The sequence below is a fragment of the Mycolicibacterium chitae genome (assembly GCF_900637205.1).
Lineage (GTDB): Bacteria > Actinomycetota > Actinomycetes > Mycobacteriales > Mycobacteriaceae > Mycobacterium > Mycobacterium chitae.
Map to the genome: position 1 here is coordinate 1,600,794 of NZ_LR134355.1, position 23,831 is coordinate 1,624,624.

Annotated in this window: 22 protein-coding genes and 2 tRNA genes; 14 read left to right on the forward strand and 10 right to left on the reverse strand. The window is 68.3% G+C overall.

Features of this window, described 5'->3' with window-relative positions; all coding sequences use genetic code 11:
• Positions 1-21: 21 nt before the first annotated feature.
• Entirely contained in the window at positions 22-231 is a 210-nt protein-coding gene (gene ctaJ / locus EL338_RS07710; RefSeq protein ID WP_126336733.1) for an aa3-type cytochrome oxidase subunit CtaJ, read from the forward strand.
• On the forward strand, positions 218-697 hold the full coding sequence (locus EL338_RS07715; protein ID WP_126333188.1) for a DUF5130 family protein: 480 nt from the start codon (positions 218-220) through the stop codon (positions 695-697). The genes ctaJ and EL338_RS07715 overlap by 14 nt, the downstream gene beginning before the upstream one ends.
• Positions 698-773: 76 nt before the next feature.
• Here the strand turns inward: EL338_RS07715 and pepN are convergent, their stop codons facing one another.
• Positions 774-3,365, reverse strand: a complete 2,592-nt coding sequence (gene pepN, locus EL338_RS07720) for an aminopeptidase N (protein ID WP_126333189.1) — start codon at positions 3,363-3,365, stop codon at positions 774-776.
• 97 nt (positions 3,366-3,462) lie between these two features.
• Here pepN and EL338_RS07725 point away from each other — a divergent pair, with 97 nt between their 5' ends.
• The 4 genes from EL338_RS07725 (at position 3,463) to EL338_RS07740 (ending at position 6,471) form a co-directional block, all read left to right on the forward strand.
• On the forward strand, positions 3,463-4,071 hold the full coding sequence (locus EL338_RS07725; RefSeq protein WP_126333190.1) for a mycothiol-dependent nitroreductase Rv2466c family protein: 609 nt from the start codon (positions 3,463-3,465) through the stop codon (positions 4,069-4,071).
• A gap of 187 nt (positions 4,072-4,258) precedes the next feature.
• Complete coding sequence (locus EL338_RS07730) at positions 4,259-5,137, forward strand: oxygenase MpaB family protein (protein ID WP_235666401.1); 879 nt, start codon at positions 4,259-4,261, stop codon at positions 5,135-5,137.
• Positions 5,138-5,190: 53 nt separating this feature from the next.
• Complete coding sequence (locus EL338_RS07735) at positions 5,191-5,664, forward strand: ribose-5-phosphate isomerase (protein WP_126333192.1); 474 nt, start codon at positions 5,191-5,193, stop codon at positions 5,662-5,664.
• A 9-nt stretch (positions 5,665-5,673) separates the two neighbouring features.
• Complete coding sequence (locus EL338_RS07740; protein WP_126333193.1) at positions 5,674-6,471, forward strand: Fpg/Nei family DNA glycosylase; 798 nt, start codon at positions 5,674-5,676, stop codon at positions 6,469-6,471.
• Here EL338_RS07740 and EL338_RS07745 read toward each other — a convergent pair.
• Positions 6,468-7,271 carry a DUF1542 domain-containing protein gene (locus tag EL338_RS07745; protein WP_126333194.1) on the reverse strand — a complete coding sequence of 268 codons (804 nt, stop codon included), beginning with the start codon at positions 7,269-7,271 and terminating at the stop codon, positions 6,468-6,470. The genes EL338_RS07740 and EL338_RS07745 overlap by 4 nt on opposite strands.
• A 47-nt stretch (positions 7,272-7,318) precedes the next feature.
• The gene (locus EL338_RS07750; protein ID WP_126333195.1) at positions 7,319-8,506 is read right to left on the reverse strand and encodes a serine hydrolase domain-containing protein; all 1,188 of its coding nucleotides are present in this window, start codon (positions 8,504-8,506) and stop codon (positions 7,319-7,321) included.
• Between the two features lie 209 nt (positions 8,507-8,715).
• Here EL338_RS07750 and EL338_RS07755 point away from each other — a divergent pair, with 209 nt between their 5' ends.
• On the forward strand, positions 8,716-9,804 hold the full coding sequence (locus tag EL338_RS07755) for a methyltransferase (protein WP_163792069.1): 1,089 nt from the start codon (positions 8,716-8,718) through the stop codon (positions 9,802-9,804).
• Between the two features lie 63 nt (positions 9,805-9,867).
• Here the strand turns inward: EL338_RS07755 and EL338_RS07760 are convergent.
• A tRNA-Gly gene (locus EL338_RS07760) sits at positions 9,868-9,941 on the reverse strand.
• Positions 9,942-10,091: 150 nt separating this feature from the next.
• Here EL338_RS07760 and EL338_RS07765 point away from each other — a divergent pair.
• The 5 genes from EL338_RS07765 to clpX all read left to right on the forward strand — a co-directional run bounded on the left by EL338_RS07765 (position 10,092) and on the right by clpX (position 14,473).
• A tRNA-Pro gene (locus EL338_RS07765) sits at positions 10,092-10,165 on the forward strand.
• A gap of 43 nt (positions 10,166-10,208) precedes the next feature.
• Positions 10,209-11,621 carry a trigger factor gene (tig, locus tag EL338_RS07770; RefSeq protein WP_163792071.1) on the forward strand — a complete coding sequence of 471 codons (1,413 nt, stop codon included), beginning with the start codon at positions 10,209-10,211 and terminating at the stop codon, positions 11,619-11,621.
• 103 nt (positions 11,622-11,724) lie between these two features.
• Complete coding sequence (locus tag EL338_RS07775; protein WP_163792329.1) at positions 11,725-12,309, forward strand: ATP-dependent Clp protease proteolytic subunit; 585 nt, start codon at positions 11,725-11,727, stop codon at positions 12,307-12,309.
• A gap of 32 nt (positions 12,310-12,341) precedes the next feature.
• The gene (locus EL338_RS07780) at positions 12,342-12,959 is read left to right on the forward strand and encodes an ATP-dependent Clp protease proteolytic subunit (RefSeq protein ID WP_179967257.1); all 618 of its coding nucleotides are present in this window, start codon (positions 12,342-12,344) and stop codon (positions 12,957-12,959) included.
• Between the two features lie 230 nt (positions 12,960-13,189).
• Positions 13,190-14,473, forward strand: coding sequence for an ATP-dependent Clp protease ATP-binding subunit ClpX (gene clpX, locus EL338_RS07785; RefSeq protein ID WP_126333198.1), 1,284 nt, complete (start codon positions 13,190-13,192; stop codon positions 14,471-14,473).
• A 92-nt stretch (positions 14,474-14,565) separates the two neighbouring features.
• Here the strand turns inward: clpX and fdhD are convergent, their stop codons facing one another.
• Together fdhD and EL338_RS07795 are read right to left on the reverse strand one after the other, a co-directional pair.
• Entirely contained in the window at positions 14,566-15,390 is an 825-nt protein-coding gene (gene fdhD, locus EL338_RS07790) for a formate dehydrogenase accessory sulfurtransferase FdhD (RefSeq protein ID WP_126333199.1), read from the reverse strand.
• Entirely contained in the window at positions 15,378-17,708 is a 2,331-nt protein-coding gene (locus tag EL338_RS07795; RefSeq protein WP_126333200.1) for an FdhF/YdeP family oxidoreductase, read from the reverse strand. The genes fdhD and EL338_RS07795 overlap by 13 nt, the downstream gene beginning before the upstream one ends.
• A gap of 77 nt (positions 17,709-17,785) precedes the next feature.
• On the opposite strand from EL338_RS07795, the gene EL338_RS07800 reads away from it, so the two are divergent.
• Together EL338_RS07800 and EL338_RS07805 are read left to right on the forward strand one after the other, a co-directional pair.
• Entirely contained in the window at positions 17,786-18,172 is a 387-nt protein-coding gene (locus EL338_RS07800; RefSeq protein WP_126333201.1) for a DUF732 domain-containing protein, read from the forward strand.
• Between the two features lie 29 nt (positions 18,173-18,201).
• On the forward strand, positions 18,202-18,672 hold the full coding sequence (locus tag EL338_RS07805) for a DUF5078 domain-containing protein (protein ID WP_126333202.1): 471 nt from the start codon (positions 18,202-18,204) through the stop codon (positions 18,670-18,672).
• 169 nt (positions 18,673-18,841) lie between these two features.
• Here the strand turns inward: EL338_RS07805 and EL338_RS07810 are convergent, their stop codons facing one another.
• The 4 genes from EL338_RS07810 to EL338_RS07825 all read right to left on the reverse strand — a co-directional run bounded on the left by EL338_RS07810 (position 18,842) and on the right by EL338_RS07825 (position 23,827).
• On the reverse strand, positions 18,842-19,129 hold the full coding sequence (locus EL338_RS07810) for a hypothetical protein (RefSeq protein ID WP_179967176.1): 288 nt from the start codon (positions 19,127-19,129) through the stop codon (positions 18,842-18,844).
• A 43-nt stretch (positions 19,130-19,172) separates the two neighbouring features.
• A complete protein-coding gene (locus EL338_RS07815; RefSeq protein ID WP_126333204.1) occupies positions 19,173-22,055 on the reverse strand; it encodes an MMPL/RND family transporter in 2,883 nt (960 codons plus the stop codon).
• Positions 22,052-22,477: an MmpS family transport accessory protein gene (locus EL338_RS07820; RefSeq protein ID WP_126333205.1), complete on the reverse strand. Its 426-nt coding sequence runs from the start codon at positions 22,475-22,477 to the stop codon at positions 22,052-22,054. The genes EL338_RS07815 and EL338_RS07820 overlap by 4 nt, the downstream gene beginning before the upstream one ends.
• Positions 22,478-22,789: 312 nt before the next feature.
• The gene (locus tag EL338_RS07825) at positions 22,790-23,827 is read right to left on the reverse strand and encodes a Gfo/Idh/MocA family protein (protein ID WP_126333206.1); all 1,038 of its coding nucleotides are present in this window, start codon (positions 23,825-23,827) and stop codon (positions 22,790-22,792) included.
• Between the last annotated feature and the right edge of the window lie 4 nt (positions 23,828-23,831).

A 23,831-nucleotide genomic window follows, 5' to 3' on the forward strand; every position in this document is an offset into this window, starting at 1 on the left:
AGTGCCTTACTTACCTGGACGATCATCATCGGCGTGACGCTGGCGGTCGGCGCGTTCTTCGCGCTGCTGACATTGCCGAAAAAGGGACCGCGCCCGCCGTCCTACAAGCTGCCCGAGGAGTGGACCCACGGCCCGCTGCTGTGGGCCGCCACCGAAGAGAAGATCGGCAGCGCCGGGCACGGCCACGGCGCCGAGTTCACCGTGGGAGGTGGCGCAAGTGGCAAGTGGTGAGCATGGCACGCAGGTGGTGCCGGTAGATCCGGATTCGCTGCCGTTCGGCTGGGCGATCACATCCAGCGGTCGGCTCTCCGGCGTCGTCGAACCGGGCGAGATCTCGCAGTACGACCCGTTCTCGATCAAGGAACTCGTCGAGGTCGACGAGGCGCTGAAGTGGGGCTCGCGGGCGTCGAAGGCCCGGTTCGCGGTCTACCTCGGTGACCTCGGTCCCGACCCGGCCGCCGAGGCCCGCAAGCTGCTGGCCCGGGTGCCCACCCCCAACGACGCGGTGCTGCTCGCCGTCTCGCCCAACCAGAAGGCCATCGAGGTCGTCTATGGCGAGGGTGTGCGGGGTCGCGGCGCGGAAGCCGCGGCGCCGCTGGGCGTGGCCGCGGCCGCGTCGTCGTTCAAGGAAGGCAACCTGATCGACGGCCTGGTGAGCGCGATCCGCGTCCTCAGCGCCGGCATCTCCCGCCCCTAGGTTTTCTCAGCGCGAACGTGCATGTCCCCGGCCGCAACGCCGGGGACTTCGCGTTTCCTGCGCACGCTCGCGCCCGTCAGCCGGCGTCGAACTGCCGCGCCCGCAGGGCCCGCACCACCCCGGCACGCCCCTCGACCACCAGCCGGCGCAGCGCCGACGGCAACTCGGGATCGGCCAGGAAGCGGTCCGCCGCGTCGACGGCGGCGTCGCTGATGTCCCAGCCCGGGTACAGCCCGATGACCACCGTCTGCGCCACCTCGCTGGACCGCCGCTCCCAGACCCCGCGGATCGCCTCGAAGTACCGCTGCGAGAACGGGCGCAGCACCTCGGCCTGACCCGGTGCGACGAACCCGGTGATGATCGCCCGGGCGGTGATGTTGGCCAGGGTGTCGTCCTCGATCACCTGTTCCCAGGCGGCGTCCTTGACCGCGGCCTGCGGGCGCGCCGCCGACGCGGCCGCCGCGCTGCGCTTGCCCGCGGCGGTGTTGTCCCGCTCGGCCTCGGCGTCGATGAAGGGGGTCTCGGGCCCGTCGGCGTCGATCCGGCCGGCACCGGCCAGCGCCGTGACGATGCGCCAGCGCAGGTCGGTGTCGATCACCAGACCGGCCAACCCGTGGTCGGCGGGGTCCTGGTCCAGCAGGTCGGCGAGCAGGGTGGTGTGTGGCGTCGAGAGCACCGACGACGTGCACAGCGAGTTGACGAACGCCAACTGGTGATCCGAGCCGGGCTCGGCGGCGCGGGCCAGCTCGACCAGGCGGTCGGCGAACGCCGGCCAGCCCTCGGCCTTCGCCCACCCGGGTTCGGCGTAGGAGCCCAGCGCGGTCTGCGCCTGCAGCAGCAGGCGTTGGGCCACACCGACTTCGGTCTCGGCGCCGATGCCGCGCAGCACCAGGGCGATGAAGTCGCGGGCCTTCAGCTCCGCGTCGCGGGTCATCTCCCAGGCCGCCGACCACGCGAGGGTGCGGGGCAGCGGATCGGCGATGTCGGCGATGCGGTTCAGCAGCGTCTCGAGCGATTCCGGGTCCAGCCGGAGCGAGCAGTAGGTCAGGTCGTCGTCGTTGACGATGATCAGCTTGCCGCGCGAAACACCCTGCAGCTCGGGAACTTCGGTCGCCTCGCCTTCGACGTCGAGCTCGTGGCGGTGGACCCGGACCAGCTTGCCGGAACCGTCGTCGTCGTAGATGCCGACGGCCAGCCGGTGCACCCGGGTCTCGCCGGCGCCCGGCGCCGCCCCGCTCTGCAGCACCGCGAACCGGGTGAACCTGCCGTCGCCGTCGACGTCGAACTCGGGGCGCAGCGTGTTCAGGCCGGTGGTCTTGAGCCACTGCCGGCCCCACCCCGACAGGTCGCGGCCCGACGACTTCTCCAGCGCGCCCAGCAGATCCCCGAAGGTGGCGTTGGCGAACGCGTGGTCGCGGAAGTAGTCACGCAGGCCGGCCAGGAAGGACTCCTCGCCGACGTAGGCCACCAGCTGCTTGAGCACGCTGGCGCCCTTGGCGTAGGTGATGCCGTCGAAGTTGACCTCGACGGCGGCCAGGTCGGGGATGTCCGCGGCGACCGGGTGCGTCGACGGCAGCTGGTCCTGCCGGTAGGCCCACGACTTCTCCACGTTGGCGAAAGTCGTCCAGGCCTCGGTGTATTCGGTGGCCGCCGCCTGGCAGAGCACGGAGGCGAACGTCGCGAACGACTCGTTGAGCCACAGGTCGTCCCACCAGGTCATGGTCACCAGGTCGCCGAACCACATGTGCGCCATCTCGTGCAGCACGGTCTCGGAGCGCCGCTCGTAGGAGTAGCGGGTGACCTTGGACCGGAACACGTAGTCCTCGAGGAACGTGACCGCCCCGGCGTTCTCCATGGCACCGGCGTTGAACTCCGGGACGAACAGCTGGTCGTACTTGCCGAACGCGTAGGGAATGCCGAAGTTCTTGTGGTAGAAGCCGAATCCCTGCTTGGTCTCGGTGAACAACCGCTCGTGGTCCATGTACTGGGCCAGCGAGGCGCGGCAGAACAAGCCCAGCGGGATCTCGCCGTGCTCGTCGGTGTACACGTCGCGCCACACCGCGTACGGCCCGGCGATCAGCGCCACCAGGTAGGTGCTCATCCGCGGCGTGGTGGCGAAGGTGTGCACCTTGGCGCCGCCGTCGCCGTCCTCGACCAGCGTGGTGGCGCCGTTGGAGATCACCTCCCAGTGCGCGGGCGCGGTGACGGTGACGTCGAAGGCGGCCTTGAGGTCGGGCTGGTCGAAGCACGCGAACATCCGCTTGGCGTCGGCGGTTTCGAACTGCGAGTACAGGTACACCTCGCCGTCGACGGGGTCGACGAAGCGGTGCAGGCCCTCGCCGGTGTTCGAGTAGAGGCAGTCCGCGTCGACGACGACGACGTTGTGCTCGGCGAGGCCCCGCAGCGGGATGCCGGTGGACTCGTCGTAGCCGGAGACGTCGATGTCGTGGCCGTTGAGCGTGGCGCTGCGAATGCGGTCCGCGGCGAGGTCCAGGTAGCTGTCGGCGCCGGCCAGCGCGGCGAACTCGACGGTGGTGATCGAGCGGAAGGTGCGCTCGCCGGGGGCGCCGTTGCCGTCGGTGACATCCAGCGTGATGCGGTAGCTGTCGACGGTGATCAGCGCGGCCCGTTCGATGGCCTGGTCATGAGTCAGATTCGGAAGTGCCACGCTCGCCAACATTAGTCGGCACTGGGGAACACTTGCCGGGTACACGCAGTTGTGTGAACCGGGGGAGTGGCCCCCACGCCGTCGAAAGGATGCTCTCGTGCCCGCCAAAGATGTCGCAGAATTCTGGTTCGATCCGCTGTGCCCGTGGTGCTGGATCACCTCGCGCTGGATCCTCGAGGTGGAGAAGGTCCGCGACATCGAGGTGAAGTTCCACGTGATGAGCCTCGCGGTGCTCAACGAGGGCCGCGATCTGCCCGAGGACTATCAGGAGCGGATGAAGCAGGCGTGGGGCCCGGTGCGCGTCGCGATCGCCGCCGAGCAGGCCAAGGGCCCGGAGATCCTGCGGCCGCTCTACACCGCGATGGGCACGCAGATCCACAACAAGGGCAACAAGGACTTCGCCGACGTCATCGCCAAGTCCCTGGCCGAGGTCGGCCTGCCCGCCGAACTGGCCGAGGCCGCCACCACCGACAAGTACGACGAGGCGCTGCGCAAGAGCCACCACGCCGGGATGGATGCCGTCGGCGACGACGTCGGCACGCCCACCATCCACGTCAACGGGGTCGCGTTCTTCGGCCCGGTGCTGTCGCGGATTCCGCGCGGTGAGCAGGCCGGCAAGCTGTGGGACGCCTCGGTGATCTTCGCCGCGTACCCGCACTTCTGGGAGCTCAAGCGTTCGCGCACCGAGTCCCCCGAGTTCGACTGAGGCCCGCCTCGCCGCCGGCGGGCTGACCCGTCGGCGGCGAGAACCGGTCATTGACAACCGCAGCAAACTCCACGCACAATCTGAGAACATCGGTTATCAGATTGCGAGGGACACCATGAGCGTGCCGATCCGAAGCCGGAACCGCCCCCGGGCCCGGCGCCGAGCGCCGCGGGAGTTGCGGGATCTGATGACCACGATCGGCCTGACCAACGGCGTCGCGAACATCATCATGCAGCTGTCGCTGCCACCGGTCGGCCACGGCGTGAGCGAGAGCCGCGTGCAGTCGGGCAGCCCCCGGCGCTACCCGCTCAAGCGAGCGCGCACCACGGGGCAGTACCTCGCGCTGTCGGTGTTGGGCAGCGACGAGGACCGCGACGTCATGCGCAGCGCCGTCGCCGAGGTCCACAAAGAGGTGTACTCCCGGGCCGAGAGCCCCGTCCGCTACAGCGGCAACAGCCGCGAGCTGCAGATCTGGGTCGCGATGTGCCTGTTCAAGTACTACGTGGACCAGTACACCTTCGTGTACGGCCCGCTCGACGAGGCCACCCTGGACACGCTGACCAAGGCGGCCGAACCGCTGGCCACCGGCGTCAACGTGCAACCCGGCGAGTGGCCGCAGACCTGGGCCGAATACCGCGCCCGCTGGGACGCCACGCTGCCGCAGCTGTCCATCGATCCCGTGGTGCACCGCGAGTTCGAGACCCTGTCGGACCTGACGTTCGTCGGGGAGGCCTGGGGCGCAATCGGATACGCGCTGGCGTGGCTGCCGGGGCCGGCCTACCGGTTCATGACCCGCGCGACGCTGCCACCGGAGTTCCGCGCGCTGATGGGGTGGGACTGGACCGCGGCCGACCAACGCCGGTTCGACCGGGTACTGGCGGTGCTGCGCCGCGTCGACCCGGTGATCAACCCGTTCGCGATGCAACTGGCCTACCGTCTGCAGGTGGCCGACTTCCGGCTGCGCCGCCGGCTCGGGCTGCCGGTGCTGGGCACGCTGAAGATCAACGAGACCCTGATCCGCGACGGCGGCGGCCGCCGCCGGTTGGCCCGGCGCCGCGCGGGGTAGCCCGGCCCGAGCGCGTTCGCGGGGGGACCTGGGCAGCGGTTAGGGTAACCGCCATGCGCGTCTACCTCGGTGCCGATCACGCCGGCTACGAACTCAAAGCTGCCATCGTCGACCACCTCAAGTCCAAGGGGCACGAGCCGATCGACTGCGGCGCCTTCGAGTACGACGCCGAGGACGACTACCCCGCGTTCTGCATCGCGGCCGCGGCCAAGACCGTCGCGGACCCGGGCAGCCTGGGCATCGTGCTCGGCGGCTCGGGCAACGGCGAGCAGATCGCGGCGAACAAGGTGCCCGGCGCCCGGTGCGCGCTGGCCTGGAGCGTCGAGACCGCGGAACTGGCCCGGCAGCACAACAACGCCCAGCTGATCGGCATCGGCGGCCGGATGCACACCGAGGAAGAGGCGTTGGCCATCGTCGACGCGTTCCTGGCCACCCCGTGGTCGGAGGCCGAACGGCATCAGCGGCGCATCGACATCCTCGCCGAGTACGAGAAGACGCACGACGCGCCCGCGGTCCCCGGCGCCTGACCGCACCCCATGCCCGAGGGCCACACGCTGCACCGGCTCGCCCGGCTGCACCAGCGACGGTTCGGCCGCGCACCGGTGCGCGTCGGCAGCCCGCAGGGCCGGTTCACCGACGGTGCGGCCCTGGTCGACGGGCGCGTGCTGCGCAAGGCCGACGCCTGGGGCAAGCACCTGTTCCATCACTACGAGGGCGCCAAGGTGGTGCACGTTCACCTCGGCATCTACGGCACCTTCACCGAATTCGCGACCGGTGACATCCCCGACCCGGTGGGGCAGGTCCGGATGCGCATGATCGGCACCGAGTACGGCACCGACCTGCGCGGGCCGATGATCTGCGAGGTGATCGAGGAGGCCGAGGTGCCCGACGTGCTGGCCCGCCTGGGTCCCGACCCGCTGCGGCCCGACGCCGACCCGTCGCTGGCATGGCAACGAATCAGCAAGTCCCGCAGGTCGATTGCCGCGCTGCTGATGGATCAGTCGGTGCTCGCCGGGGCGGGCAACATCTACCGCAGCGAGCTGCTGTTCCGGCACGGCATCGACCCGTTCCGGCCCGGGACCTCGATCACGGCCGACGAGTTCGCGCAGATGTGGGCGGACCTGGTGGCGCTGATGAAGATCGGGGTGCGGCGCGGGAAGATCATCGTGATCCGGCCCGAGGACGACCACGGCGCGCCGGCCTACGGCCCGGGGCGGCCGCGGACCTATGTGTATCGCCGCGCCGGGGAGCCGTGCCGGCTGTGCGGCACCGAGGTGCGCACCGCCGTGCTGGAAGGGCGCAACCTGTTCTGGTGCCCGGGCTGTCAGTCCTAGAAGTCGAACCCGCCGAAGTCCCCGCCACCGAAGTCGCCGCCGCCGAAGTCGCCCCAGCCGCCCCCGTCGCCGCCGCTGTCCCAGCCGCCGCCGTCGCCGAAGTCGCCGCCGGAGTCCATGCCCGCGTCGTAGCCCTGATCGAACCCGTCGCCGTAACCGCTCTCGAAGGCCTGCGCGTCATAGCCGACACCGCTCATGCCGGAGAACATCGCGTTGAACAGCAGCACCGAGCCCAGGCCCCAGGCGCCGGCGACCAGCGCGGGCTTCCACCACGGCTCGGAGTACCAGCCCGCGGGCACCGGGCGCCCGGCCACGCGGCCGCCGGGGTAGTAGTTCGGGGTCCGGGCGGTCGGGCCGGGGGAGGCCTCGATCTGCCGGCCCTCGAACTCGACGCGACGGTCCTCGGTGACCCGGCCCGCGGACGACTGTCCGGCCAGCGATTCCAGTTCCGGTCCGGGATCCATGCCCATCGCGGTGCGCGCGGCGCGCACGTAGTAGAGGCCCTCGAGCGCGCTTTCCTTGGCCAGCATCGCCTGCTTGGGGGTGGTCGCCTGCTCGATCGCCGACGACGCGGCCGTATAACGCTCGGACGCGTCGGCCATCGCCTGCTTGGAGGCGTCGTCGTTGCCCGACAGGTTGAGCACCTGCCCGCCCAGGCGCTCGATCACGCGCCGGGCGTCGGCGCGGGCGTCGTCCAGCGAGACCTCCGCCCGTCGTCCGGAGGCCTGCGACGAGCTGTAGACCACCAGCCCGATCGCGCCGACAACGACAAGGAGCAGGATCAGCAGGGCGCCGTTCATGGGTCCAGACTACCGAGGGAGTCCGGCGGTTTCGCGGAACGCGAATCTCACTCCGCGCGGATGCCGAGTGCGGCGTACACCTCGTCGGACAGGGCCACGGTGCGCGGGTCGGCGTTGCACTTGGTGGCGTCGAAGAAGTTCATCACGTAGGCGTAGCCGATGCGGTGCTCGAGGTCGACGAACGCGTACGACCCGCCCGAGCCGCCGTGCCCGAAGCTGCGCAGGTTCGGTCCGGCCACCCCGCGTTGGTTGAGCATGTAGCCCAGGCCCCAGCCGTGGTCGGCCACCCGCGGGCCCAGCACCAGGTCGGCGTCGAATCCGCCCTGCGACAGGCGAACTCGTTGCATGTGCTCTCGGCTCAGCAGCTTCTCGCACGCCATCGCGTTGTAGACCGTCGCCATGCCCAGCGCCGAGACGTGCGCATTGGTGCTGGGGAACTCCGCGCTGCGCCAGGTGTCGATGGCGTGCACGCCCAACTCGTCGTCGGGCAGGAAGTTCATCGACACCGCCCAGCCGGCCATCGGGTGATCGTGCAGCGCGCGGGGCGGATCGGTGAGGCCGGCGTCGCGCAGCAGGTTGCGCACCGTCGGCTTGTTCACCATCTCCGCGCACCGGTGGTGTTCGCGGGCGGGCAGCCCGATGTGCACGTCGGCGCCGATCGGCTCGGCGATCTCGGTGCGCAGGTACTGGCCCAGGGTGCGGTCGGTGACGCGACGCACCACCTCGCCGAGGATGAAGCCGAACGTCACCACCTGATAGCCCTGCCCGGTGCCCGGGGCCCACCACGGTTCGGCCGCGGCGATCCGCGCGCAGACGGTGTCCCAGTCGGCGACCTCGTGCCAATCCATCGGCTCGCGGGGACCGATCACCCCGGAGCGGTGACCGAGCACCATCGCGACGGTGATGTCCTGCTTGCCGGCCTGGGCGAACTCCGGCCAGTACCGGGCGACGGGGGCGTCGAGGTCGATTTCGCCGCGGTCGGCCAGCAGGTGCACACACGTACTGGTCAGGCCCTTGCTGCCGGAGAAGACGCTAGCCAGCGTGTCCTGTCGCCACGGCCGGCGCCGCGCGGCATCGGCGTGCCCGCCCCAGAGGTTGACGACGAGTTGGCCGTCGACCCAGACCGCGACGGCGGCGCCGACCTCGTCGCGGGCGGTGAAGTTGTCCTCGAAGGCGGCGCGGACCCGGTCGAACTCCGGCGCGTGGGTGCCCTCGATGGTGACGGGGTGGGGCATGGGACTCCAGAACAGCAGGCGGGCAGCCGCGACGGTGTTGTCGTCGGCTGTTGACCCCTGCGCCGAATGTAGGGGCGCCGCGCGGGGCGAGGCGAGTGTCGGCAGCGGATTGGAAGCGTTTCGAGACCCGCGCGTGACCCGAGAATTCGGAGGAAACTCCCAGGAAATTAAGGCCCGCCGCGGCGGTCAGGCTGCTCTAAGTTCAGCTGGTGAATTCACCTGGTGTGCCACCGGCGCGGGTCGCTCGCGTGGCAGAACGCTTCCGGCACATACTGTCCCGCCTGCACCAACGCAGCGCCCCGGCGCCGGCCGCGATGCTCGAAATGATCTTCGGGGCCTGGGTGGCCCAGGGCATCGCCGTGGCGGCCGAGTTGGGGGTCGCCGACGCCCTGGCCGACGGCCCGCTGCCCATCGACGAACTGGCGCGCCGCGTCGAGGCGGACCCGGATGCCCTGGGGCGGTTGCTGCGCGCGCTGATCGGCGAGGGCGTCTTCACCCAGCGGCGCGACGGTCGCTTCGCCCTCAACCCGTTGGCGGACTCGCTGCGCCGTGACGCCCCGGTGTCGGTGGCGGGCATGGCACGCTTCGTCGGGGCGCCCGCCCACCGCGAGCACTGGAGCCACCTGGTCGACGCGGTCCGCACCGGGAAGGCCGTCGTCCCCGCGCTGCGCGGCAAGCCGACCTTCGAGTACCTGCTCGAGGAGCCCGAGTTGGCCGGGATCTTCAACGATGCGATGACCAGCATCTCCGAGTTGGCGATCGCGCCGGTGGTGGCCGCCTATGACTTCGCCGCGTTCCCGACCATCGCCGACGTCGGCGGCGGGCACGGTCGACTGCTGGCCGCGATCCTGGCCGCCGCGCCCGCCTCCCAGGGCGTGCTCTACGACCTGCCGCCCGTGGTGGCCGGCGCCCCGGCCCTGCTGGGCGAACACGGTGTGGCCGACCGGGTGCGCGTGCAGGCCGGGTCGTTCTTCGAGGCCGCGCCCGCCAAGGGTGACCTCTACGTGCTCAAGAGCATCATTCACGACTGGCCCGACGACGAGGCCGTGGCGATCCTGAGCAACATCCGCGCCGCGGCCGAACCCGGTGCCACGCTGGTGCTCGTCGAGGCGGTGATCCCGGCGCATCAGCGGTCGTTCCCCGGGAAGTGGACCGACATCGAGATGCTGGTCAATCTCGCCGCGCGGGAACGCACGGCCGACGAACACGGCGCCCTGTTGCAGCGCGCCGGGTTCCGGATGACCCGAGTGGTTCCCACCGCCGCGCCGCTCAGCCTGGTGGAGGGCAGAGCGGTCTGAGGCCGGAGGTCGGACGCAAAACAACAGGTCAGGCCGCAAAAACGGCCTGACCTGTTGATTTTCTGGAGCGGGCGACGGGAATCGAACCCGCGTAGCTAGTTTGGAAGACTAGGGCTCTACCATTGAGCTACGCCCGCGTGTACTGCACGAGCCAAAACTGTACGGCCCGGCCAAGATCATATCCAATCCGGTCCAGGACAGATCCCGGCTGTCCGCCGTGACTTGGCCTTGCGCCGCATGTAGGCCGTAGGATGCCGAGGGCTTTTCGCTTCGCTGGAGGGCCGTATCGGGGTGTAGCGCAGCTTGGTAGCGCATCCGCTTTGGGAGCGGAAGGCCGCAGGTTCAAATCCTGTCACCCCGACAGAGCACCACCCCGACCGAACAGAAACGTCATAGGAGTACCCGTGAAGAGCACTGTCGAGCAACTGAGCCCCACGCGGGTACGCCTCAACATTGAGGTGCCGTTTGCCGAGCTCGAGCCCGATTTCGACCGCGCGTTCAAGCAGCTCGCCCAGCAGGTCCGCCTGCCCGGCTTCCGGCCCGGCAAGGCGCCGCGCAAGCTGCTCGAGGCCCGCATCGGCCGCGGTGCGGTGCTCGAGCAGGTCGTCAACGACGCGCTGCCCAGCCGCTACAGCGAGGCCGTGACCACCACCGACGTCAAGCCGCTGGGTCAGCCCGAGATCGAGATCACCAAGATCGAGGACGGCGAGGAACTGGTGTTCACCGCCGAGGTCGACATCCGCCCGGAGATCACGCTGCCGGACCTGAGCGCGCTGAAGATCACCGTGGACGCGATCGAGGTCGCCGACGAGGACGTCGACAAGGAACTGCAGTCGCTGCGCGCGCGCTTCGGCACCCTGACCGGCGTCGACCGGCCGATCGCCGAGGGCGACTTCGTCTCGATCGACCTGTCGGCCACCGTCGACGGCGAGGACGTGCCGGAGGCCAAGACCGAGGGCCTGTCCCACGAGGTCGGCTCCGGCCAGCTGATCGAGGGCCTCGACGACGCGCTGGTCGGGATGTCCGCCGAGGACACCAAGACCTTCACCACCACGCTGGTCGCCGGCCCGCACGCGGGTCAGGAGGCCGAGGTCACCGTCACCGTGGCGTCGGTCAAGGAGCGCGAGCTGCCCGAGGCCGACGACGAGTTCGCCCAGCTGGCAAGCGAATTCGACACCATCGACGAGCTGAAGGCCGACCTGACCGAGCAGGTCAAGCGGCTCAAGCGCATCCAGCAGGCCGAGAAGATCCGCGACAACGCCCTCGAGGCCCTGCTGGAGCAGGTCGAGGTGCCGCTGCCGGAGCAGATCGTGCAGGCGCAGATCGACGACACCCTGCACAACGCCATCCACGGGCTGGACCACGACGAGGCCAAGTTCGAGGAGAACCTCAAGGAGCAGGGCTCCTCGCGTGAGGAGTTCGACGCCGAGTCCCGCACCAACGCCGAGAAGGCCGTCAAGACCCAGCTGCTGATGGACGCGCTGGCCGACGACCTGGAGATCCAGGTCGGGCAGAACGACATCACCGAGCGTCTGATGCTGATGTCGCGTCAGTACGGCATCGAGCCGCAGCAGCTCATCCAGGTGCTGCAGCAGAACAACCAGCTGCCGGCGATGTACGCCGACGTGCGCCGCGGCCTGACGGTCGCCGCGGTGGTCGAGGCGGCCAACGTCACCGACACCGACGGCAATGTCGTCGACACCAGCGAGTTCTTCGGCCGCGCCGAGGACGGCGAGGCTGCCGAGGACGACGCCGACGCTGGTGAGGACGCCGCCGACGACGCTGCCGAGGCCACCGAGGCCGCCGAGGCGAAATAACGCCTAGAGCGAAAGCGCGCGTCCTGCGGAACGCGCGGTGCCGCGGTTTGGTTAGTGTCGAGCAATACCCATACGAGAAAGCAGGTAACCCGTCGTGACTGACATGCGTTCCGGTGGCATGGGCTTGAACCTCACCGATTCGGTCTATGAGCGGTTGCTGGCCGAGCGGATCATCTTCCTGGGCACCCAGGTCGACGACGACATCGCCAATCGGCTGTGCGCGCAGATTCTGCTGCTCGCCGCCGAGGATCCGACCAAGGACATCAACCTCTACATCAACTCGCCGGGTGGTTCGGTGACGGCCGGCATGGCCATCTACGACACCATGGTGCTCGCACCGTGCGAGGTGGCCACCTACGCCATGGGGCTGGCGGCGTCGATGGGGCAGTTCCTGCTCGCGGCCGGCACCAAGGGCAAGCGCTTCGCCCTGCCGCACGCGCGGATCATGATGCACCAGCCGTCGGCGGGGATCGGCGGCAGCGCCGCGGACATCGCCATCCAGGCCGAGCAGTTCGCGCTGACCAAGAAGGAGATGAACCGGCTCAACGCGGAGTTCACCGGCCAGACCCTCGAGCGGATCGAGGCCGACGCCGACCGCGACCGTTGGTTCACCTCGCAGGAAGCCCTCGAGTACGGCTTCGTCGACCACATCATCACCCGCGCCCACCTGAACGGGAGTGCCTCATGAGTCAGCCAGTCCACGGCGCCGCCGTGAATCCGATGCAGTCGCGCTACATCCTGCCGTCGTTCATCGAGCATTCGAGCTTCGGCGTCAAGGAGTCCAACCCGTACAACAAGCTCTTCGAGGAGCGCATCATCTTCCTCGGGGTGCAGGTGGACGACGCGTCGGCCAACGACATCATGGCCCAGCTGCTGGTGCTCGAGTCGCTGGATCCCGACCGCGACATCACGATGTACATCAACTCCCCGGGTGGCTCGTTCACCTCGCTGATGGCGATCTACGACACCATGCAGTACGTCCGCGCCGACATCCAGACCGTGTGCCTGGGCCAGGCCGCCTCGGCCGCGGCGGTGCTGCTGGCCGCGGGCACCCCGGGCAAGCGCATGGCGCTGCCGAACGCGCGCGTGCTGATCCACCAGCCGGCCGTCGGCGGGGCCATCCAGGGCCAGGTCTCCGACCTCGAGATCCAGGCCGCCGAGATCGAGCGGATGCGCACCCTGATGGACACCACGCTGGCGCGGCACACCAACAAGTCGCCCGAGCAGATCCGCAAGGACACCGACCGCGACAAGATCCTGACGGCCGAGGAGGCCAAGGAATACGGGATCATCGACACCGTGCTGGAGTACCGGAAGCTCTCGGCGCAGACCGCCTGACCCCCGGGCGGGTCGTCGCCACGCATCCCGAACGGATAACTGCGACGACACGCCAGGGACACGGCAGCGCGTTGCGCACGCGACGGGACGCCTGAGGCGATATGTTTCGTGCCACAGAGGAATACCAACGGCGCTATTCGCTTCATCGGTCGCCCGTACTCGGGTCTAGCGGGTAGCGTCGGGATGAAGACCTACCGACATTCGGCTACAGGAAGTAGGACACCACCACTATGGCGCGCATCGGAGACGGCGGTGATCTGCTGAAGTGCTCGTTCTGCGGAAAGAGTCAGAAGCAGGTCAAGAAGCTCATTGCGGGCCCCGGCGTTTACATCTGTGACGAGTGCATCGATCTGTGCAACGAGATCATCGAGGAGGAACTGGCCGACGCCGACGACGTCAAGCTCGACGAGCTGCCGAAGCCGGCCGAGATCCGCGATTTCCTCGAGAGCTATGTGATCGGGCAGGACACCGCCAAGCGCACGCTCGCGGTGGCCGTCTACAACCACTACAAGCGGATCCAGGCCGGCGAGAAGGGCGGCCGGGATTCCCGCGCCGAGACCGTCGAGCTGGCCAAGTCCAACATCTTGATGCTGGGCCCGACGGGTTGCGGTAAGACCTACCTGGCCCAGACCCTGGCCAAGATGCTCAACGTGCCGTTCGCCATCGCGGATGCCACCGCGCTGACCGAGGCCGGCTACGTCGGCGAGGACGTCGAGAACATCCTGCTGAAGCTGATCCAGGCCGCCGACTACGACGTCAAGCGCGCCGAGACCGGCATCATCTACATCGACGAGGTCGACAAGATCGCCCGCAAGAGCGAGAACCCGTCGATCACCCGCGACGTCTCCGGCGAGGGCGTGCAGCAGGCGCTGCTGAAGATCCTCGAGGGCACGCAGGCCTCGGTGCCGCCGCAGGGCGGGCGCAAGCATCCGCACCAGGAGTTCATCCAGATCGACACCACCAACGTGCTGTTCATCGTGGCCGGTGCGTTCGCGGGCCTGGAGAAGATCGTGTCGGACCGGGTCGGCAAGCGCGGCCTGGGCTTCGGCGCCGAGGTGCACTCCAAGGCCGACATCGACACCCAGGATCACTTCGCCGAGGTGATGCCGGAGGATCTGATCAAGTTCGGGTTGATCCCGGAGTTCATCGGCCGCCTGCCGGTCGTGGCCTCGGTGACCAACCTGGACAAGGAATCACTGGTGCAGATCCTGTCCACCCCGAAGAACGCCCTGGTGAAGCAGTACACCCGACTCTTCGAGATGGACGGCGTGGAGCTGGAGATGACGCCGGAGGCCCTCGAGGCGATCGCCGATCAGGCCATCCATCGCGGCACCGGTGCCCGCGGCCTGCGCGCCATCATGGAAGAGGTGCTGCAGCCGGCGATGTACGACATCCCCAGCCGCGACGACGTCGCCAAGGTCGTCGTGACCAAGGAGACCGTGCTGGACAACGTGCTGCCGACCATCGTGCCGCGCAAGCCCTCGCGGGCCGAGCGTCGCGAGAAGAGCGCCTGACCAGACAGACCGATATTGCGCACAGGGTCGTGACTCCCGCGGGGGTCACGACCCTGAGTGCATTTCGGGGCAGTGCATATTGGGCCAGAGCCTCAGCTGTGCTTGATCCGGTCCGGGCGGCTGTAGACGTTCATCGAGTCCCCGCGTAGGAACGCCACCAGGGTCAGGCCCGATTGCCGGGCCAGATCCACCGCCAGCGACGACGGCGCCGACACCGCGGCCAGCACCGGCACCCCGGCCATCACGGCCTTCTGCGTCAGCTCGAAGGAGGCGCGGCTGCTGACCAGCAGCACGGTGCCCGACAGCGGGATGCGGTCCTGTTCGACGGCCCAGCCCAGCACCTTGTCGACGGCGTTGTGCCGGCCGATGTCCTCGCGGGCCACCAGCAGCTCACCGGCCGCGGTGAACAGCCCCGCGCCGTGCAGCCCGCCGGTGCTCGCGAACACCTTCTGCGCGCTCCGCAGCTGCTCGGGCAGCTCGGCGACGACGGCGCTGTCGACCACCGTGGGGTCGTCGCCGGGTCCGTACCGGCTGACCGTCGCGATGGCGTCCAGCGCGGCCTTGCCGCACACCCCGCACGAGGAGGTGGCATAGAAGTTGCGGCGCATGTCCACATCGGGCATCGGCACGCCGGGGGCCAGCGTGACGTCCAGGACGTTGTAGGTGTTCGCGCCGTCGACCTCGCCGCGGCAGTACCGCACCGTGGCCACGTCGTCGCGGCTGCCGATAATGCCCTCGGTGAGCAGAAAGCCCTGCGCCAGTTCGACATCCGAGCCGGGGGTGCGCATGGTCACGGTGAGCGGGGTGCCGCCCAGCCGGATCTCCAACGGCTCCTCGACCACCAGCGTGTCGGGGCGCTCGGTGATCTGCTCGGAGGACAGATGCGCGATCCGCCGCCGGGTGGTTACCCGCCCCATGCCGACCCCGCGGCCGGTTCCAGGCGGATCACCACGGCCTTGGACACCGGCGTATTCGATTTGGCCGCAGTGTGATCCAGTGGCACCAGCGGATTGGTCTCGGGGTAGTAGGCCGCGGCGTTGCCCATCGGCGTGGAGAACGGCACCACCAGGAAATCCTTGGCGCGCCGTTCCTGCAGCGACCCGTCGTCCCCGGTGAACTCCGAGATCAGGTCGACGCGGGCGTCGTCGGGGATCCCCATCGCGGCGATGTCGTTGGGGTTGACGAACACCACCCGGCGTCCGCCCTTCACGCCGCGGTAGCGGTCGTCGAGACCGTAGATGGTGGTGTTGTACTGGTCGTGGCTGCGCAGCGTCTGCAGCACCAGCCGCCCCGGCGGGATGGGCACCCACTCCAGTGGATTGACCGCGAAGTTGGCCTTGCCTGTGACGGTGGGGAATTCGCGCGAATCCCGCGGCGGGTGGGGCAGCTGGAAGCCGTCGGGCTGGCGGACCCGGGTGTTGTAGTCGGCGCAGCCGGGGACCACGTCGGCGATCGCGTCGCGGATCCGGTCGTAGTCCTCGACGAAGGATTCCCACGGCACCGGATGCTCGGGACCGAGCACGGTGCGGGCCAGCTGGCAGACGATGGCGACCTCGCTGCGCAGTTGGTCGCTGGCCGGCCGTAGCCGCCCGCGGGACAGGTGCACCATGGACATCGAATCCTCCACGGACACCAGCTGTTTGCCGCCGGCCTGGACGTCGCGGTCGGTGCGGCCCAGGGTGGGCAGGATCAGCGCGGTGCGCCCGTGCACCACGTGGCTGCGGTTGAGCTTGGTCGAAACCTGCACGGTCAGTTCGCAATTGCGCAGCGCGGCCTCGGTGACCTCGGTGTCCGGCGAGGCCGAGACGAAGTTGCCGCCCATCGCCAGGAACGTCTTGGCCTGGCCGTCGCGCATGGCGCGGATGGCCTCGACCGTGTCGTAGCCGTGCTTGCGCGGTGTGGTGATGCCGAATCGGCTGTCCAGGGCGTCGTGGAACGCCGTGGGCATCTTCTCCCAGATGCCCATCGTCCGGTCGCCCTGCACGTTGGAATGCCCGCGCACCGGGCAGACGCCGGCGCCGGGCTTGCCGATCATGCCGCGCATCAACAACACGTTGGTGGCCTCGCCGATGGTCGCCACCGCGTGCCGGTGCTGGGTCAGGCCCATCGCCCAGCAGAACACGGTGCGCTGCGAGGCGATGAGCGTCTGCGCGACGCGTTCGAGCTGCGCGCGGGGGACGCCGGTGGCCTCGGTGACGGTGTCGAGGTCGACCGCGCGGGTCTGCGCCTCGTACTCGGCGAAACCGGCGCAGTGCTCGTCGATGAACGCCCGATCGAGGACGGTGCCGGTTTTGTCATGGGCCTCGAGCAGCAGCTTGCCCAGCCCCGCGAACAGCGCCATGTCACCGCCGAGGCGGATCTGCACGAACTCGTCGGCGATGGACACCCCGCCGCCGACCACGCCGTGGACCTTCTGCGGATCCTTGAACCGCATCAGGCCGGCCTCCGGCAGCGGGTTGACGGCGATGATCTTCGCGCCGTTGGCCTTGGCCTTCTCCAGCACCGACAGCATGCGGGGGTGGTTGGTGCCGGGGTTCTGGCCGGCGATCAGGATGCAGTCGGCGTGTTCGAGGTCGAGCACGCTGACCGACCCCTTGCCGACGCCGATCGACTCGGTCAGCGCGGTCCCCGAGGACTCGTGGCACATGTTGGAGCAGTCCGGCAGGTTGTTGGTGCCGAAGCTGCGCACCAGCAGCTGGTAGAGGAACGCGGCCTCGTTACTGGTGCGGCCCGAGGTGTAGAACACCGCCTGATCGGGATGGTCGAGCGCGTTGAGGTGCTCGGCGATCAACCGGTAGGACTCGTCCCAGGAGATGGGGCGGTAGTGGGTGTCGCCGGGGCGCAGCACCACGGGATGGGTCAGGCGGCCCTGCTGGGAGAGCCAGTACTCGGGCTTGGCGGCGAGGTCGGCCACCGAATGGGCGGCGAAGAACTCCGGGCCGACGGTGCGCTTGGTCGCCTCCTCGGCGACGGCCTTGGCGCCGTTCTCGCAGAACTCGGCGGGCCGGCGGCCGCCCGGCTCCTCGGGCCACGCGCAGCCCGGGCAGTCGTAGCCGTGCCGCTGGTTGAGCCGCGTCAGGGTGGCGGCGGTGCGGACCAGCCCCATCTGTTCCCAGCCGCGGCGCAACGCCACCAGTACCGCTTTGACGCCGGCGGCTTCGCTCGCCCGCTCCGTGACGACGACGTCGTGTTCGTCGAAATCGGCGTTGACGTGGGAATGCTTGGGCCTGCTCATGTGTCCAGCCTAAGCAGCAGTGCAAACGGAACGGGTTACGGGCACAGCACTGCATTAGGCAAGCTAAGATATCCACCATGAAGGCAGTCACGATTGCGCTTGCCGCTGTAGCTGTGGCACTGGGTTTGGCCGCGCCGGCGAACGCCGATCCGGACACCGACTTCACCAATGCGCTGCATACTCACGGCATCTACGGGCAGAAGGATTACAACGCCTGGATCGCCAAAATTGCTTGCAAACGCCTTGACCGCGGTTTGGACAAGGACGCTTTCGCATCGGCGGAGTTCGTCTCGGATCAGCTGAACCGAGACACCAGCACCGAGCAGGCTTGGCAGTTCCTCGGTTTGGCCATCCCGATCTATTGCCCGGCCAAGCAGTACGTCCTGCAGCAGGCCGCCGGGCAGCCCGTTGCCCCGCCCGCTGACCCGTCGGGACCGGCCCTGCCCGCTGAGCAAGCCGGCTGACCGTCCTTATTCAACCGTCTGGAGACGTGATGTTCAACCTCAAGCGATCCAAGCTCTGGCTGCGCGCGGGAGTCGGCGCGCTGGCCACCGGCGCCGTCCTGGCGACCACGCCCGCCCTCGCCGCCGCTGATTCGACGGACAACTACCCGATCCCCAATCGGATGCTGAAGACCACGTGCACCGTGGACCAGTACATGGCCGCGGCCCGCGACACCAGCCCGGTGTACTACGAGCGCTACATGATCGACTACAACAACCGGCCCGCCGACGTCCAGCAGGGCGCCCGCGACCGCATCTCCTGGTTCTTCTCGCTCGATTACCCGGCCCGCCGGCAGTACTCGGAGAACACCGCGACCAACGTGTACTACGAGCAGATGGCCACCCGCTGGGGCAACTGGGCCAAGTTGTTCTTCAACAACAAGGGCGTCGTCGCGCACGCCACCGACGTGTGCAACGAGTACCCGGTCTCCGATCCGTCGGTGTGGACCTGGATGCTCTGACAGCTGCAGACGAACGAAACTCCGTGGGCCTCGGCGCAAGCCGGGGCCCACGGAGTTTTTTGTGACTGCCGGGAGTCGGAGTGACTCCCGGCACCCGGAAAGCAGAACACCCTCGCCCCGGTTCGCGGGGGAGGGTGTGCCGTGGTGGAAACGCTTACGCGCCGGCGGGTCAGCCGCCGCCGGTGACCGGGTTGGAGGTCAGCGGGATGAAGTAGCCGTTCTTCCAGATGCCCCAGCGGCCGCCCCAACCGGAGATCCAGACGACGGGTTCGCCGTTCCAGAACTCGGCAGGCTTGGGCGGGGCCCAGTGCGGCGGGATCTCGCCCGGCGGGGGCGAGGGCACCGGCGGGGGCGGCACCGGCCCGGCGACGGCCACCGCGGCACCGAGTCCCAGCGACGCCGCGGTCAGGGCGCCGGCCACCGCGAAAGCGGAAAGAGAGGTCTTGATCGAGATCATGTGCATGTCTCCTGCGTCGATGTCATCGGGTGTTCGGGGCCGGTCAGACCGATGCCGGCTCTTCGCTCTGCGGCTTGGGCCACTCCGAGGGCAGCGGCCGCTGCCGCACCCGCTGCGGCCACCAGAACCACTTGCCCAGCAGGGCCGCGATCGACGGCGTCATGAACGCGCGGATCACCAGGGTGTCGAAGAGCAGACCCATACCGATCGTCGTACCGACCTGGCCGATCACGATGAGTTCGCTGACCGCCATGGACATCATGGTGAAGGCGAACACCAACCCGGCCGACGTCACCACCGAACCGCTGCCACCCATGGCTCGGATGATGCCGGTATTGAGTCCGGCGTGTATTTCCTCCTTCATTCGGGCCACTAGTAGCAGGTTATAGTCGGCGCCCACGGCCAGCAGCACAATGATGGCCATTGGTAGCACCATCCAGTGCAATTCGATCCCGATCAGGTGCTGCCAGATCAGTACCGAGATGCCGAACGCGCTGCCCAGCGAGAAGATCACCGTGCCCACGATCACCGCCGCGGCCACGATGGCCCGGGTGATCAGCAACATGATGATGAAGATCAGGCACGCCGCGGCGATGCCGGCGATCATCAGGTCGTAGTTCGCGCCCTCCTGCATGTCCTTGAAGGTGGCCGCGGTGCCGGCGAGGTAGATCTTGGAGCCCTCCAGCGGGGTGCCCTTGACGGCCTCCTTGGCGGCGAGCTTGATCGCGTCGATGTGCTTGATGCCCTCGGGGCTCATCGGATCGCCCTCGTGGCTGATGATGAAGCGCACCGAGTGCCCGTCGGGGGACAGGAACATCTTCATGCCGCGCTTGAAGTCCGGGTTCTCGAACGTCTCCGGCGGCAGATAGAAGGAGTCGTCGTTCTTCGACTCGTCAAAGGCCTTGCCCATGGCGGTCGAGTTCTCCTGCATGGCCGACATCTGATCCTGCAGACCCTTTTGGCTCTGATACATGGTCAGCATGTAGGTCTTCATGTTCCGCATGGTCTCGATCATCGAGGGCATGAGCGCGACCATCTGGGGCATCAATTCGTCCAGGCGCTCCATGTCGGGCATCAGGTCCTGGATGTTGTCGGTCATCACGTCGATGCCGTCGAGGGTGTCGAAGATCGACCGGATGGACCAGCAGACCGGGATGTTGTAGCAGTGCGGTTCCCAGTAGAAGTAGTTGCGGATCGGCCGGAAGAAATCGTCGAAATTCGAGATGTTGTCCCGCAATTCGGCGATATCCAACGTCATCGTCTTCATCTTGGTGACCATGCTGTGCGTGGTCTCGGCCATCTGCACGGTGATGCCCTGCATCTTCTCCATGTTGTCGATGGTCGCCTGCATGTCGTCGGCCTGCTGCAGCATGTTGGCCATCATGTCCTGCTGATACTTCTCGTTCATCTTCTGCGTCACACCCTGCATGGAGATCTGGAACGGGATGGACGTGTGCTCGATGGGAGTGCCCTGCGGACGGGTGATGGCCTGCACGCGACCGACGCCGGGCACCCGGAAGATGCTCTTGGCGATCTTGTCGATGACCAGGAAGTCCGACGGGTTGCGCAGGTCGTGATCGCTTTCGATCAGCAGCAGTTCGGGGTTCATCCGGGCCTGCGAGAAGTGCCGGTCGGCGGCCGCGTAGCCGACGTTGGCGGGCAGGTCGTCCGGCAGATACACCCGGTCGTTGTAGTTGGTGATGTAGCCCGGCAGCGTCAGCAGACCGACCAGCGACAGCGCGACGGCGGCGACCAGGATCGGACCGGGCCAGCGGACCACCGCGGCGCCGACCTTGCGCCAACCCCGCACGCGCATCGCACGTTTGGGCTCCAGCAGCTTGCCGAAGCGGCTCGCCGTGGCGATGATCGCCGAGCCCAGGGTCAGGCCGGTCAGGACCACCACCGTCATGCCGATCGCGAGCGGCACGCCGAGGGTCTGGAAGTACGGCATCCGGGTGAAGTGCAGGCAGAACATCGCGCCGGCGATGGTCATGCCCGAGCCCACGATGACGTGGGCCGTGCCCCGGAACATGGTGTAGTACGCCTGTTCTCGGTCCTCGCCGGCGGAACGGGCTTCCTGATATCGGCCGGTCAGGAAGATGCCGTAGTCCGTCGACAACGCGATCGCCAACGTCACCAACAGGCTGGTGGCGAACGTGGAGAGCCCGATGATCTCGTGATAGCCGAGGAAGGCCACCACGCCGCGCGCCGACATCAGTGACAGCACGACGATGACCAGCGTCAGGAGCACGGTGGTGATCGACCGGTAGACCAGCAGCAGCATCGTGATGATCACGACGAAGGTCAGCGCCTCGATCGTGCGCAGGCTGCGGTCACCGGCGATCTGCTGATCGGCCGCCAGGGCGGCGGGCCCGGTGACGTAGGCCGCCACGCCCTCGGGTGCCTCCACGCCGGCGACGATGTCCTGGACGGCCTCGATGGACTCGTTGGCCAGCGCCTCGCCCTGATTGCCCGCGGTGTAGACCTGCACGTAGGCGGCCTTGCCGTCGGGGCTCTGCGCGCCGCTGGCGGTCAGCGGGTCGCCCCAGAAATCCTGTACGTGCTCGATGTGCTTGGTGTCGGCCTCGAGGCGGTCGATGATCTCGTCGTAGTAGTCGTGCGCGGCGTCGCCGAGTTGGTCCTCGCCCTCGAGCACGATCATCGCCGAGCTGTTGGAGTCGAACTCCTCGAAGACCTGACCGACGCGCTTCATGGCGATCACCGACGGCGCATCGTCGGGCGACATCGACACCGACCGCATTTGCCCGACCGTCTCGAGCTGCGGCACCGAGACGTTCAGGACGACGATCAGCGCGACCCAGCCGAGGATGACCGGCACCGCCATCGTGCGGATGCCCCGCGCGAGGCGACTGCGGGTGTCGGTCACCGCCGCGAAGGAGTCGGTGGGGGCGTCGTTGGAACTCATGCAGATTTCACCAAGCAGAAGGTCTGGGCGCTCACGCCGGTGGTGGTCTTCTCGTCCTTGATCTCGTCATCGACGGTGATCCGGCAGGTGATCGAGCTGCTGTCGCCCTGGGCCACGACGTTGGGGAACACCGACGGGGCGGTGGACTCCAGCCGCAACGTCCAGGGCAGGCTGGCGCCGTCCACGCGCTGGGGCTCGGCGTCCAGGTCCAGGTAGTTGATGTCGGCGTAGGTCCCGTTGCCCCAGACCTCGTAGGTCACGACCTTGGGGTCGAAGGGCTCGGTGTCCTCGATCGGGGTGGAGACGCCGATGTCGTCCTGGGCGCCGAAGAAGGTGCGGATGCGGGACACCGTCAGGCCGCCTACCACCAGGACTATTACGATGACCAGAGGGATCCAGACGCGCTTCAGCAGACTGAACATAGGACTCCCCAGACCGTTGGCCGTGCCACATGCACCCTTACGTCGGTATTTGCTTCGATGATTCACCGCAGATTAGCCCCGTTAACGGACCCGTTAGACCATATAACAGAGTTGCAGGGCAATCCTAGGCACCTTCCCGAGGTAGGTAAGGATGCCGTAACTTCAGTCGCAGATTTCTCCGTGCGCTGGGCGTTTAACGAGCGCCGAGGCGCCAAAAGCGGAGGACGTCACATGCGGGCTCAAATGTGATCTGTCTCACAAAACGACATATTTTGGACTCGCGTCGCGTGGTAAAAAAGTTTGCTGGCGGAGTCATTCGGGGGTATCCCGGAGTGCCAACTCCACCGATTCGGTCCGGCCGGATTCCAGTGACCGCACCCCGGCGGCGCACACCGCCGCCGCGGCATAACCATCCCAGGCGCCCGGCCCGTCGGCGTAATCCCCGGTCCGGGCACCGGCCGCGACGGCATCGACCCACCGCTGCATCTGGGTGTCGTAGGCGGCCCTGAACCGCGCGCGGAAATCGGCGGCGATGCCGCCGCCCCAGCGCCCGTCGGCGCTCTTGCGCACCAGGCCAACCGCCAGGCCGATCAGCGCCGAACCCCGTTCGCCCACTACCTCCGTGCGCACCTCGTAACCGACGCCGGTGGTGACGAACAGTTCCACGTCCACGTACCTGCCCGAGGTGGTCCGCAGGATGGCGATCTGCGGATCCTGCAGCCCGGCCGGGGCGCCGGGGTTGGTGGCGGGCCGCACGATCTGGATCGAGGTGATCTCCTCGTCGAGCAGGAAGCGCGCGACGTCGACCTCGTGGACCAGCGAGTCGCGGACCACCATCGCCGAATCGAAGCCCGCGTGCACGTCCCGGTTGCGGTGCACACAGTGCATCAGCAGGGGACGGCCGAGTTCGCCGGCGTCCAGCGCGGCCTTGAGTTGGCGGTACTCGTCGTCGAAGCGCCGCATGAACCCGACCTGGATCAGCCGCACGCCCAGGGCCGCCTCCCGGCGGACGACGTCCAGCGCGGTGTCCAGATCGGTGGTCAGCGGCTTCTCGCACAGCACGGGCTTGCGGTGCTGCAGGCAGGCCAGCAGTTGCTCGTGGTGGGCGGGGCCCGGGCTGGCCAGCACCACCGCGTCCACCCCGGGATCGGCGATGGCGGCCAGCGGGTCCTCGACGGCCCGGCAGCCCGGGATCGTCGCGGCCAGTTGTGCGGCCTTGGCCGGCAGGTGGTCGTTGACCACCGCGACGCGGGCGCCGGAGGTCGTGGCGCTCAGGCGCGCGACGTGGTCGGCGCCCATGACCCCGACACCGATCACCGCGACCCGCAGATCCGCCTTCGGTGCGGTCATCCCC

Excerpts from the sequence above, each read along its gene's own strand:
- EL338_RS07730 (WP_235666401.1), top strand. The coding sequence starts at position 4,259 with ATGACCACGATCGGCCTGACCAACGGCGTCGCGAACATCATCATGCAG.
- EL338_RS07735 (WP_126333192.1), top strand. The coding sequence starts at position 5,191 with ATGCGCGTCTACCTCGGTGCCGATCACGCCGGCTACGAACTCAAAGCT.
- EL338_RS07740 (WP_126333193.1), top strand. The coding sequence starts at position 5,674 with ATGCCCGAGGGCCACACGCTGCACCGGCTCGCCCGGCTGCACCAGCGA.
- EL338_RS07745 (WP_126333194.1), bottom strand. The coding sequence starts at position 7,271 with ATGAACGGCGCCCTGCTGATCCTGCTCCTTGTCGTTGTCGGCGCGATC.
- EL338_RS07750 (WP_126333195.1), bottom strand. The coding sequence starts at position 8,506 with ATGCCCCACCCCGTCACCATCGAGGGCACCCACGCGCCGGAGTTCGAC.
- EL338_RS07775 (WP_163792329.1), top strand. The coding sequence starts at position 11,725 with ATGCGTTCCGGTGGCATGGGCTTGAACCTCACCGATTCGGTCTATGAG.
- EL338_RS07780 (WP_179967257.1), top strand. The coding sequence starts at position 12,342 with ATGCAGTCGCGCTACATCCTGCCGTCGTTCATCGAGCATTCGAGCTTC.
- clpX (WP_126333198.1), top strand. The coding sequence starts at position 13,190 with ATGGCGCGCATCGGAGACGGCGGTGATCTGCTGAAGTGCTCGTTCTGC.
- fdhD (WP_126333199.1), bottom strand. The coding sequence starts at position 15,390 with ATGGGGCGGGTAACCACCCGGCGGCGGATCGCGCATCTGTCCTCCGAG.
- EL338_RS07795 (WP_126333200.1), bottom strand. The coding sequence starts at position 17,708 with ATGAGCAGGCCCAAGCATTCCCACGTCAACGCCGATTTCGACGAACAC.
- EL338_RS07800 (WP_126333201.1), top strand. The coding sequence starts at position 17,786 with ATGAAGGCAGTCACGATTGCGCTTGCCGCTGTAGCTGTGGCACTGGGT.
- EL338_RS07805 (WP_126333202.1), top strand. The coding sequence starts at position 18,202 with ATGTTCAACCTCAAGCGATCCAAGCTCTGGCTGCGCGCGGGAGTCGGC.
- EL338_RS07810 (WP_179967176.1), bottom strand. The coding sequence starts at position 19,129 with ATGATCTCGATCAAGACCTCTCTTTCCGCTTTCGCGGTGGCCGGCGCC.
- EL338_RS07815 (WP_126333204.1), bottom strand. The coding sequence starts at position 22,055 with ATGAGTTCCAACGACGCCCCCACCGACTCCTTCGCGGCGGTGACCGAC.
- EL338_RS07820 (WP_126333205.1), bottom strand. The coding sequence starts at position 22,477 with ATGTTCAGTCTGCTGAAGCGCGTCTGGATCCCTCTGGTCATCGTAATA.
- EL338_RS07825 (WP_126333206.1), bottom strand. The coding sequence starts at position 23,827 with ATGACCGCACCGAAGGCGGATCTGCGGGTCGCGGTGATCGGTGTCGGG.